10 protein-coding genes are annotated in these 12,081 nt (G+C 38.2%); 4 read left to right on the top strand and 6 right to left on the bottom strand.

The window, feature by feature from the left end; translation table 11 throughout:
* The coding region (locus tag IKK64_06400) for an ATP-binding protein (GenBank protein ID MBR4119693.1) at positions 1–196 on the top strand (196 nt) is incomplete at its 5' end.
* A gap of 286 nt (positions 197–482) precedes the next feature.
* Here the strand turns inward: IKK64_06400 and IKK64_06395 are convergent.
* The gene (locus tag IKK64_06395) at positions 483–3,410 is read right to left on the bottom strand and encodes a serine hydrolase (protein ID MBR4119692.1); all 2,928 of its coding nucleotides are present in this window, start codon (positions 3,408–3,410) and stop codon (positions 483–485) included.
* A gap of 172 nt (positions 3,411–3,582) precedes the next feature.
* Here IKK64_06395 and rplS point away from each other — a divergent pair, with 172 nt between their 5' ends.
* Positions 3,583–3,945, top strand: a complete 363-nt coding sequence (gene rplS, locus IKK64_06390) for a 50S ribosomal protein L19 (protein ID MBR4119691.1) — start codon at positions 3,583–3,585, stop codon at positions 3,943–3,945.
* Positions 3,946–4,062: 117 nt separating this feature from the next.
* Here the strand turns inward: rplS and IKK64_06385 are convergent, their stop codons facing one another.
* Genes IKK64_06385 through dgt form a run of 3 tightly spaced genes read right to left on the bottom strand, consistent with a single transcriptional unit; the run spans position 4,063 to position 7,264 of the window.
* Positions 4,063–4,638, bottom strand: a complete 576-nt coding sequence (locus IKK64_06385) for an epoxyqueuosine reductase QueH (GenBank protein MBR4119690.1) — start codon at positions 4,636–4,638, stop codon at positions 4,063–4,065.
* Positions 4,639–4,649: 11 nt separating this feature from the next.
* Complete coding sequence (gene hflX, locus IKK64_06380) at positions 4,650–5,879, bottom strand: GTPase HflX (protein ID MBR4119689.1); 1,230 nt, start codon at positions 5,877–5,879, stop codon at positions 4,650–4,652.
* Positions 5,880–5,932: 53 nt separating this feature from the next.
* Entirely contained in the window at positions 5,933–7,264 is a 1,332-nt protein-coding gene (dgt, locus tag IKK64_06375) for a dNTP triphosphohydrolase (GenBank protein ID MBR4119688.1), read from the bottom strand.
* 113 nt (positions 7,265–7,377) lie between these two features.
* On the opposite strand from dgt, the gene IKK64_06370 reads away from it, so the two are divergent.
* A complete protein-coding gene (locus IKK64_06370) occupies positions 7,378–7,794 on the top strand; it encodes a VanZ family protein (protein ID MBR4119687.1) in 417 nt (138 codons plus the stop codon).
* The gene (locus IKK64_06365; protein ID MBR4119686.1) at positions 7,772–8,575 is read left to right on the top strand and encodes a ZIP family metal transporter; all 804 of its coding nucleotides are present in this window, start codon (positions 7,772–7,774) and stop codon (positions 8,573–8,575) included. The genes IKK64_06370 and IKK64_06365 overlap by 23 nt, the downstream gene beginning before the upstream one ends.
* A 388-nt stretch (positions 8,576–8,963) precedes the next feature.
* Here the strand turns inward: IKK64_06365 and IKK64_06360 are convergent, their stop codons facing one another.
* Positions 8,964–11,528: a toll/interleukin-1 receptor domain-containing protein gene (locus IKK64_06360; GenBank protein MBR4119685.1), complete on the bottom strand. Its 2,565-nt coding sequence runs from the start codon at positions 11,526–11,528 to the stop codon at positions 8,964–8,966.
* A gap of 29 nt (positions 11,529–11,557) precedes the next feature.
* The coding region (locus IKK64_06355) for a Fic family protein (GenBank protein MBR4119684.1) at positions 11,558–12,081 on the bottom strand (524 nt) is incomplete at its 5' end.

Here is a 12,081-nt window from a genome sequence, read left to right as displayed (position 1 = left end):
TTATTATATCCAATCAGCATTGACTGTTGCTGATGAAGAAAAACGACAACAAGAAATAAACTCCCTAAATAGAATCAATGATTCTTATACGAAAATAGTTGTGGTACGTGATAATGTTTTGCCTTGGATAGATGAAAAAGGGGTACAGTATATCAATATTGAAGACTTCCTCTTAGAAAAGATAAATGAATTATAATACTTAAATAGTATGATAGAACGCTTAATAGTAACAAGAGCTAAATTTACGGTAGGTTTGGTTGTTCCCGACGATTTTGATAATACACATATTAAACTCCCGTTTTGGAAGATGGAATAATTTGTTGTTTTAATATTATTCCGTACCTTTGCAGTACAAGAGTTATTTGAGAGTATTGCTACCGCAAACCGCAGAAATTCGCACGATTCCCAAATCGTTACCTCGCTCTTTTCAAAATAACTTCAAGTGTTTATTTTTCAAACGATTATATCAAATCGATGAAATATTAAAACAACTTTAATGCTTCGTATGCTATGTTTTGGATTTTTGGACGGATATTCATCTTCATCAGTTCTTTATTCCATCGGTGAGGAAATACTCTGTTTGATAAGAAGATGAATATCATATTGTTCTTTTTATCCACCCAAAAGCAAGTGCCAGTATAACCTGTATGTCCGTAAACAGTGGCGTTTGCTTCGGGGCAACAGGGGCTTTTCTCTTCATTCTCAAGGTCGGGTTTGTCAAACCCTAAAGCACGACGACTTATCTCACTTTGTGTTTGCGTAAATAGAGTGATGCTCTCCTCGTTTAGGTAATGTTCTCCTCCGTATGTGCCACCATTTAGAAACATCTGCAAGAGTTTTGCAAGGTCATTTGCAGTACCAAACAAACCTGCATTGCCACTTACTCCTCCTAATATACATGCAGTCTCATCATGAGGGTATCCGCACATTAACTCCTTACGTAAAAAATCATCGCGTTCAGTTGGCATAACTTCCCATCTGTTGAACTTCTTCATAGGACAGAAGGAGGTACGAGTCATTCCCAAAGGAGCATAAAAGAGAGAGTCTGTAAGAACGTCTAATCTACTACCAGATAGTCTCTCTGCTACCTCTTGAAGTAGAACAAAGTTTATGTCGCTATATCTGTACTTTTTTTTTGTGGTGTCAGGCTCCATTCGCGCTATACGATTTAGGAGAGTGTCGCGTATAGCATTATTAGCCCATAGACGTTCACTAATCTTTATTGTAAAAGCAGAGTCGCTCTTCACACGCAATAAATCCTTACGCAACTTTGCCTGATTATTTGCAAACACCTGTTTGTCTATTTGAATGAGATATGGCGACTGCTTTCTCCAGTGATATAGTTTACCATTGTAACTATTGCTGTCGGTTAGCAGATAGTAGGGATTTATTCCTGATGGAAGTCCACTTTGATGCCATAGTAATTCATTCATAGGTATTTCGCCAACAAGTGAGGTGTCGGGTAACGGTATATAGTTTCTAAGTTTCTCATCAATGCTAAACGCTCCTTTCTCATATAAGTGCATAATAGCAGGCATCGTTGCGGCACTTTTGGTTACCGATGCAAGGTCGTAAATATCAGATAGAGTAACTTCTCTGCTCTCTTTTCCAGCCCTCTTGCCAAAAGCCTTTTCGTAAACTATCTTTCCATCCTTGGCCAATAGCACTTGACATCCAGGAAAGGCTCTCTTTTTAAGTCCACAAGCAACAATAGAGTCAATATATAGCAGAGTAGAACTATTCATTCCAACCACTTCGGCTGGTGCATATCCCAATCTTACGCACTTGGTTTCAATACCATCACCTCTTTTGTATGGTGCAGCATTAACAGGAAGTTTTCCCTTTGCTGCAATACCTCCCATGATAAGTTCGGCAGCACACTCTTGCATAACTTTTGTCTCTTCGTAACCCATAACAACAGCCTCTGCACCCTCTATAACTTTTGAGTATAACTTCATATTGTATGGCGAGGTAAAGAATACCAAAATATATCTCTTACCCTTACAGGCTGCCTCAACCTGAGTCACAACATTACTCTTGCCTGAATAAACTCCAATTATTGAGATATTCTCATTACTATTGGCTTTTCCGTTAATACCATACGATTTAAGCCTGTTTGTGAAATCTATGCTCGATGTTGTGCCGTAACACTCAATATCTATTGCAGTTTTATCTAAGGCTTTTAGAGGCATTATGTTGTTATTGTTTTTTAGAAGAGTTACCGCCTCTGAGTTTATCTGATATATAATCCTCTCTGCTTCGGGCGAAACAATGTCGCTAACCAATCCCTTTTCAGAGATAGGCATCCTATCCTTACCCACAAAAACATATTTATGCAAAAGAATTTTTTTAACCACACTTTGCAATAACTCCTCTTTTACAATCCCTTTGTTGTAAGCCTCCTCAATGCTCTTTATACATTCGCCCACGTCAAGAGGTTTAAGCAATATGTGATTGCCTGCAAGAAGAGCCTTTAAAGCACTATTCTCGGCAGTTGCCCCCTTCATCTCTAATGCATCGGTAAAGAGCAAACCTTTATATCCCATCTCTTGCTTAAGGAGTTTATCCACAACAACAGGCGACAGAGATGTTGGTAATCCCGACACAGAATCCAATGCAGGAATATATAGATGCCCAACCATAAGTGATGGCATACCAGCCTTAATATACTCTTTGAATGGTAACAACTCCTCATTGTTTAACTCCTCTCTTGTTTTGTTGTTCACAGGCAGAGTCTTATGAGAGTCGCTCTCTACATCGCCATGACCAGGAAAGTGTTTGCCAACAGGCAAAACCCCTTCACTCAACAACCCTTTTGAGTATGCTATTCCCAAACGAGCCACCATTTCGGCACTATCGCCATACGATCTAACTCCAATAACAGGATTATTGGGATTGCTATTTACATCAATATCGGGAGCAAAGTTAACGTGTATTCCCATGCGTTTGCAATGGCGTCCCACCTCTTTGCCATATTCGTATGTAAGGCGGCTATTGTTTGCAGCACCTATAACAATATTCTTAGGAAATCGAGGAGTATCGGTTAATCGCATTGACAATCCCCACTCCCCATCAATAGTAATCATTAGAGGCACTTTTGATAGAGATTGGGCATACTCGGTTAAACGTAAGTGCGCACCTGCAGTACCCTTACTCAAAATAAAACCACCAACTTTATATTCGTTTACCATTCGAGCAATATGAGCCTTGTTTTTTTCATCTTCAGTAGTTAAAGCACCAGCAACAAAAAGTTGCCCAATGCGTTCGCGAAGAGTCATACTGTTATAAACTGAGTCGCACCAAGCCAAATGCTCTGCCGATATATTACAAAAATAGTTGTTATTGCCGTTAGCCAATGTAACAGATAGCAAAGCAATAAACGTAAATAGTATATGTTTAATATATTTCATATTGCGAAGATACACTATAATAGCATTAAATTCAAATACCTGAGATAAAAACTTTACAACATATTTGCTTATGTGATAAAATTTTTGTTACTTTGCACCGCTTTTCGCAATCTCTGGCAAGGAGATGTGACTTGTTAAATTGCGGTTTACGAATATTTAAAATTAAAATAAGATGGATTTTATTAAAGTTGCAGAGGAGGCATTTGCTTCGGGAATTGAGATGCCTTCATTCAAAAGCGGAGACACAATTACAGTTGCTTACCGCATTAAAGAGGGTAACAAAGAGCGTATCCAACAATATCGTGGTGTAGTTATCCGTATTTCAGGAAATGGTAACAAAAAACGTTTTACAGTACGTAAAATGTCAGACAACGTAGGTGTTGAGAGAATATTCCCAATGGACTCACCATTTATCGAAAGTATTGTAGTTAACAAATTCGGTAAAGTACGTCGTTCAAAACTTTATTACTTGCGTGCCCTTACAGGTAAAAAAGCTCGTATTAAAGAGAGAAGAATTGTTGAGAAAAAAGCATAATGCTTTATCAATAGAACAGAAAAATAGGCAATCTTTGGATTGCCTATTTTTTTTGTATTAGTGAAACTAAAAATATTAATGACTTTAAGTATAGCAAGTTCAACAAGCGAATGCTTGTTAACTAACAACTCTCTTGGCACTATATTCACAACCGCAGTATTGCTGGTTATAAAAGTTCTCTATTTTTAGAAGTTGGTTGCGACGTTCATATAACCCTCCTTTTCGCCAGTTTTGATCCCAAAACTCAACTCCTTCAACTTGTGAGGTTGCGTAACGACCAGCCTCAATAATTTGGTTGAAATCTTTCCATCGCGAAGAGGCAAGTGTTGTGGTAAAATATTTTATTCCTCGCTCTGCTGCATATCGAGCAGTTTGCAGTAGTCGCATTTTAAAGCAGTACATACATCTGCTACTTCTCTCAGGTAAGTTTTCCATTCCGCAAGTACCCTCTCGCCATGCTTCATAATCGTAATCAGCATCAACAATCTCTAATCCTAATCTCTGAGCATAATTCTCAATTTCTCTTTTACGTTTCAAGTACTCCTCCTCTGGATATATATTGGGGTTGAAAAAGTATATAACAGGGGTTATGTTGTTTGCCAACATTGCCTCTATTATTGCCGATGAACATGGAGCACAACAGGCATGTAATAGTACTGTATTGGAGCCGTCAGGTGTTGCGAGTTTTATCATAGCGTAACTCTCTATAAAGTCTCTCCGCTCTCATCGTATTGGTAGTAGAGGAAGTCGTTGTATGGGAAACGTTTTACATGTATCTCTTTTACCTTTTGATACATCAACATTTTTAACTCCTCTATGTTACTACGCTCCACTGCCGAAATGAATATGCAGTTATCTCCCATTCGCGACATATATGTAGCCTTTAGTTCATCAAGCGATATATTCTCACGAGTGCGAGGAGATAGGTCATCTTCATCTTTTTGTACGTAAGTGAAGGCATCAATCTTGTTGAATACCAATATCACAGGCTTTTGCTCTCCATCCTTACATATATCTGCAATAGTCTTCTCAACCACCTCAATTTGCTCTTCAAATGCAGGGTGTGATATATCTACTACATGTAAAAGAATATCAGCCTCTCGTACCTCATCAAGAGTCGATTTAAAAGACTCAATAAGGTTTGTGGGGAGTTTGCGAATAAAACCTACTGTGTCGCTCATCAAGAAAGGTAAGTTCTCAATAATCATCTTACGCACTGTTGTGTCGAGAGTTGCAAATAGTTTGTTTTCAGCAAACACATCAGATTTACACAACAAGTTCATTAATGTTGATTTCCCTACATTGGTATATCCTACAAGAGCCACACGCACCATCTTACCTCTGTTTTTACGTTGTACCGATTTTTGTTTATCAATCAGTTTCAACTCCTCCTTAAGATGCGATATCTTGTCAAGAACTATACGGCGGTCGGTCTCAATCTGAGTCTCTCCGGGCCCACGCATACCAATACCTCCACGTTGACGCTCAAGGTGTGTCCACAACCTTGTTAAGCGAGGTAGCAGATATTGATACTGAGCCAACTCAACTTGTGTTTTAGCGTGGGCAGTTTGTGCTCGTTTTGCAAAAATATCTAATATCAAAGAGGTGCGGTCAAGAATTTTAACCTTCAAAGCCTCTTCAATGTTTTTCAACTGCTTGGGCGATAGTTCATCATCAAATATCACCAAACCAATTTCATTCTCTTCAACGTATTGGCGTATCTCCTCCAACTTACCTTTACCAACAAAGGTTACCGGGTTTGGATAGTCTAACTTTTGTATAAAGTTTTTTACTGGCACTGCTCCCGCAGTGTCAGCAAGAAAGGCAAGTTCATCGAGGTACTCATTTACCTTAGCCTCATTTTGTTGTGGAGTAACCAAACCCACCAGTACGGTGCGTTCGCTCTCCTGTTCTGTTAATATAAATTCTTTCATCTTCTAACAACTAACAACTACCCCATAGGGGCGGTGTAACCGACAATTAACAACTAAATTACTGGCAAACTCATTCCGTTTAGTTTTTGATACAAATCCAAAGCATAAACGTCTGTCATCCCCGAAATATAATCGGTTACCGCCTGAATACGCGATGGAATATCTTTGGCTCTCATATCGTACTGTTGAGGTACTTTTGCCAACAGCAGTTTAGAGTATGATTTATCGGGGTGCAGTACTGCATCAACCAAACGCTCCAATAACATATTTACAATTTGGTTACCAGCCAACTCTATATCTAATACACCCGAGTAGTTATATATCTTTTCGTATGCCATCTTAGAACAAGCCTCGTATGCTCTGCGAGGAGTCTCCGAAATCATATCAATAAGCGGTTTGGTACACTCACCTCGTAATATCTCATCTTCGTGAGTAATAAATGCTTTAGAGCACTCATCAACCAGCAATCCCACAATTGATGAACGTAAATATGCAATCTGCTCGTTTTTATCCTCAACCATTGATAAAATATTCTCCACGTGTTTTAACCCCTCACCTTCAAAGAAAGCCAACAGATACTCTTTTGTTTGGTTGGTTGTGAGGATTTTTAGTTTGTGAGAGTCCTCAATATCCATAATCTGATAACAAATATCATCGGCAGCCTCAACCAAATATACCAGTGGATGACGGCAATATTTCACATATTTTCCATCTCCTTTATTTAAGATGCCCAACTCTGCAGCAACCTTTTTGTAATGCTCTTCTTCACTTACAAAGAAACCGAATTTGCCCTTTGTTCCAGCAAGAGCCGATTCGTAAGGGTATTTAACTATTGATGCAAGAGTAGAGTAAGTGAGTGCAAAACCACCTTTTCTTCTGCCGTTAAAGTGGTGAGTTAATAGACGGAAAGCATTAGCATTACCTTCAAAGTGTGAGAGATCGCACCAGAGTCGGTCTCCTATAATGCCCTTTAAATCCAAGCCCTTGCCTTCAGAGAAGAACGATCCTATTGCCATTTCGCCAGAGTGTCCGAATGGAGGATTACCCATATCGTGAGCCAAACAAGCCGTAGCCACAATATCGGGAATCCCGGGAAGCTTACGCAACAACTCCTCATCTGTGGTGTTCTCCTCAATATGCGAAGCAATGTTACTACCTAATGAACGGCCTACGCTCGATACCTCCAAACTATGCGTCAATCTGTTATGAACAAACACACTGCCGGGCAAAGGAAAAACCTGAGTCTTATTTTGTAATCGGCGAAAGGGTGCCGAGAATATTAATCGGTCATAGTCGCGTTGAAAACGAGTACGATTATGATGTTTATCGTCATCGTAATCCTCAAGACCAAATCTTTTAGAGGACAACAAACGTCCCCAATCCATTTTTTCGTTATTGTTCATCTATAAATTCTAAATCTTTTGCGAAGATACAACAAAAATAGTTATCTTAGCAACACAATTTTAAATTAGTTAAACATAGAGCGATAAACAGCAATATGATAAAGAGTGTTATAAAGATAGTGAATAGTTATAAATTGAGTATGGTAGCCATTGCTCTGCTTCTCTATTTATCGTTTAATAATGCTCATGAGTATGACAATTTAACTCTCTTTATCTTCCCGCATGCCGATAAAGTGATTCACTTTCTTATGTACTTTGGCGTGGCATCGGCACTCTATATCGATTTTATTTGGTTAAACCGTAAACGAGCAACCTCCATAGTACTTATTCTTACAGTGTTGTTGGCAGGAGTAACAGAGGTGGGACAACAACTCTTAACCGATACACGCAGTGGTGATATTTGGGATTTTGTATGCAATATTATGGGAGGAGTGATTGCAACGAGTTTAGCACCATATACAGCAAAACTATATTTTAAATTCATTAATTATGTTAGAGGAGTTTTTAAATAACAATACAATATTGATTGCGGCAGGATTAATAATACCAATAATAGGATGTATAATTGGAGCTGCAACAGTATATATGATAAAGAGCGATAGCAATTCGCCCTCGCAGAAACTTATGCTAGGATTTGCTGCAGGAGTTATGCTTGCTGCCATAATATGGTCGCTAATGCAACCAGCAATGGAGATGGCTGCCGAAAAAGACTCTATACCATGGCTCTCGCCCACCATAGGTTTTTTGGTAGGTATGGGATTCTTACTTCTTTTAGATACCATTACGCCACACCTACATATCTCCTCTGATTCAGTTGAGGGATTGCCATCAAGTTTAAAGCGAAGCACTATGCTTATACTCGCCATAACAATTCACCACATCCCCGAAGGTATGGCAATAGGAGTAGTCCTTTCGGGAGCAATGGAGGGAGGCGATATGATAACAGGAGCCACTGCCATAGCTCTATCGTTGGGAATGGCACTACAAAACATCCCTGAGGGAGCAGTAGTGTCAGCACCACTCAATAGTATGGGAATGAGTAAATTCAAATCGTTTCTGTGGGGCTCGGCAACAGGATTGGTTCAACCACTATCGGCACTAATCACAATGCTGTTAATTGATGGAACAATGCCAATATTTCCTGCCATACTTGCCTTTGCTGGAGGAGCAATGCTATATGTTATAGTTGAAGAGATTATCCCCGAGGGGCAATCAGGTAAACACTCAAACATTGCCACCATAGGCGTTGCCTTAGGCTTTGCCCTTATGATGATTTTAGACGGAGTCCTTTAAGTTTTTTGCATCGGCAAGTAACTAACGCCCTCTAATGTTCACAAACAAACGCTAACGCTCACGAAAAGCAACAGAAAATCCTATAAAAATAGATGAAAAAACTCGGAAGTTGAATCTCACTTTCCGAGTTTTTTGTTTTACCCGTTTTTTCCCCTAAAACGCCATTTTTCGTGGATGTTGGTGTTTATTGGTCGGCGTAAGTTTCCGCCCCACAGTGTCAGATGTTGGGTGTTTGAAAACCTTTCCTCGCCAAGAACCATCCATTTTTTGACGGACTAAAATAAGTACGAAACTTATTTTCCAGCAACTCTCTATTCAAAAAAGCTGCATTTGTAATTAATGATAGAGTCAATGAAAGTTCACCCACAAAATAGCATGCCAGAGAACTTTAGATTAAATAATATTTGTTCCGTTCCTCCAATGTCAAAGTACGCCCCCCTAAGGCTGCACGTGTTTTATCCATTAACTGTTGAAGAGATAATTGTTCTCTTAAGACAACAAAAACACCGTCTCCTTCAATGATATTACCGACATATTGTGGCTCGTTAGTTTGTATGTTTATTTTATATAGCGCATTTGCTCTAAAACACCATTCGTATACGTCATCTTCCATCGCATTCAAAATCACGCTATCTCCATTATCTGAAAAACGGATTACAACTCTCGGTGATGTCGCTATATCAAAACAATCATTTATTCTGATAGAATTTATAGGTGCACCTTTTACATAATCCCAAACCGTAAGCACAAGTGTTTCGTACTCAACAATATCACTAGATGCTGTTACAATTAATGTTTCATTCGGATGGAATACGATTGGTTCTCCCAATAGTAAATCTTGATTATCAGGCAATATGATTTTCTTAAACATAGTCAAGGATTCAATATCATATAAAGTAATAATATTGTCTGTTGATTTTAATAAATATTTTTCGTCAAAACTCAAACATATATTGCATTCTTCATCAGCGATTTGTTTAATACTACCTGAAGAAATGTCAACACAATACAACTGATAACCGGACATAAATATTTTACCATGAGGTTTACTAACCACAATTTTAGATATAAACCCAAGATCCTCTAAAGCAATTGATTTAATGATTTTTTGTTGTTCTGTATCCCATATTTTTGCGCAATCTTCAGATATTGACACAAAATACGACATATCCTGACTATGTCCTACACAATGAACAAGATGTGAGTGGTAGTATAGTACACGACTACCATCTGCACGAATGTGGAAATCCCACATCCTAAATGAACTGGCATCTCTAAAATATATACTGCTACCATCATGTGAGAATGATAAGAGCCTAACTTGATTGCTCCAATCTAAGCGTGCAATTATTAGTTTATATTGCGTATCCAGCACTCTTATTTGCTGAGATGAAGTGACAAAAACAAGTAGATTGTCTTTATATAACACATCTAATATATCGGTATCGCTTGTGTATATTGTTTCTACATTCTTTGATTCAAAATTCCAAATCTCAATAGACTTATTACCACGAACAACTAATACATTTACATCATCAACAAAAGTACAAAACAAAGGATCATAACATCGATATTTAGCAAGGTATCCTGAGTTATTTGTTTTAAGATTCTCAATGTCGTATACATGAATATCCTTATGACAGGCACATGCGATCAATTTATTATTGGGGCTAAATGCAACATAAGGTCTTGCTGTTTCAATATAATTAAAAATCTTTTGATTGGTGATATTGTCATATAAGGATACACTAAAATGATTGGTGTATTCTTTGGTTAACCAAAAATAATAACACCCATTATTTGAAAAAACAACATCAGCAGTATGAGTGTCATGTACCATTGCATCGCGCTTAAACAATAGTTGTGGTTTTTGAGGCCTTACATCTAAATCTATCGATAGAAGGGAATCAAACGTATACAGATATACCACATTATGCATTGCCTTTGGAAAAGCAATTGATTTCAACCATCGTTTCCTTAAAATATATGAATCGATTTCTTGCGCATCAAGCATATCTTTATAATATTCTTTCAACCAATCTTCCAAATCAATAGTGTCAATATGTGCGCAAGTTTTTATATCCCATAATTTCAGCCTGCAATTTTCTTCCTCTGTAATTACAATTTCTCCATTAGTTTGGATACACCTTCCCTGTATAGATGAGCGAATAATAGGAGATGTGTAAACAGACGACTTTCTTAAAGAATCCTCAACTTCTCTAACATATGGTCTATTAGGTTCTGCTAAATTATTAGGTAAAGCTTCCAACGCTATTAAATTTGCCAAATCGTATTCATGATGATCGATCAAACTCTCAGCTTTTTCTGCCAAAAACAAGCTTTGTATTCTTAATAGTTGATCCTTGCGTTCTCTTTCTTTGCGTTCTGCTTCAATACGATCTCTTTCAAATTGATTCCATAGCATACCAAAACTAACGCCAGAGCTGCGTAATGTACCAGAAAGCACTTTCACAAAAGCATGTTCACGCCCATGCTTCGTTACATCACCAGCTATTAGTTCCGTTGGAAGGTCTCTTAACGCTTTCGGGAAACACTCATTTTCTGAATTGTCTTTAGAATTAGGAATCCCGCATACTATAATCGGGAATATATTACTGATATTGCTACCCCCATTTTGCTTCCCGATCTCAATGAATTCAAGTATTTCCTCATTAACATAGTTCGATTTTGCAGAATTTGGCGAACATATCACTATTAGGTTGGTCGATGATTTTAACGCATCTGTTATTTGCGGGTTTAATTCACCTCCACTTAATTCATATATATCACGAAATATGGGATGGAACTTATCTGGAAAACTTTCAGGATTAATTGTAACTGGTGGAGGTACCGGGAGATGATAATGTTCAAATTCATGTTGCAACCATTTGGCCCATTCTTCATCATCGTGAGAATAACTTATAAAAGCGAAGTATTTTTTATTTTGTTCCATAATAACATAGATTATATAATGTCAATTTCCTACTGCGTCACAAACACTCTCCAGCTACCATCCTTCTCGCCACGCTCAACATATTTCTTTTGAATAAGTTGATCGAGTAGTTTTTGGATGGCTGCAATGCTGATACCCGTAATCTCACGCATATCAGCCAATGTCAGTGTGGGTTCAGTTCGCATAGCATTTAATATCTTCGTGTAGTTCGGAGTGCGGAATACTATTCGTTCGCCATCATACCACCACACATTTTCATTCTTTTCGCTCACAAACAGCACATCATTATACACCTCTGTCGCCACTAACTCATTGAAGTATTTCAAGAATGGTCGAATATCCTTAATATCTGCATGAGCGCCATCGCTTGGTACAGGACCGACTTCAAGATCGGCTTGATGTAAAGCCTCCAAGTACTCACTCTTTTTGCGACTACGGACTACAATCATCGGATAATCGTGGCGAGTAAGGATAAAGTTCACCATCAGTCGGGCAATACGACCATTACCATCTTCAAAGGGATGAATGCGTATATAACGATAGTGGAACAATG

Source organism: Bacteroidales bacterium, assembly GCA_017521245.1.
In the GTDB taxonomy this organism is placed as follows: Bacteria; Bacteroidota; Bacteroidia; order Bacteroidales; family G3-4614; genus Caccoplasma_A.
This window is presented reverse-complemented; position numbering and strand designations above follow the sequence as displayed.

Bases quoted from the DNA above. Each gene is read 5' to 3' on its own strand.
- dgt (MBR4119688.1), bottom strand. From the start codon at position 7,264: ATGGATTGGGGACGTTTGTTGTCCTCTAAAAGATTTGGTCTTGAGGAT.
- hflX (MBR4119689.1), bottom strand. From the start codon at position 5,879: ATGAAAGAATTTATATTAACAGAACAGGAGAGCGAACGCACCGTACTG.
- IKK64_06385 (MBR4119690.1), bottom strand. From the start codon at position 4,638: ATGATAAAACTCGCAACACCTGACGGCTCCAATACAGTACTATTACAT.
- rplS (MBR4119691.1), top strand. From the start codon at position 3,583: ATGGATTTTATTAAAGTTGCAGAGGAGGCATTTGCTTCGGGAATTGAG.
- IKK64_06365 (MBR4119686.1), top strand. From the start codon at position 7,772: ATGTTAGAGGAGTTTTTAAATAACAATACAATATTGATTGCGGCAGGA.
- IKK64_06370 (MBR4119687.1), top strand. From the start codon at position 7,378: ATGATAAAGAGTGTTATAAAGATAGTGAATAGTTATAAATTGAGTATG.
- IKK64_06360 (MBR4119685.1), bottom strand. From the start codon at position 11,528: ATGGAACAAAATAAAAAATACTTCGCTTTTATAAGTTATTCTCACGAT.
- IKK64_06395 (MBR4119692.1), bottom strand. From the start codon at position 3,410: ATGAAATATATTAAACATATACTATTTACGTTTATTGCTTTGCTATCT.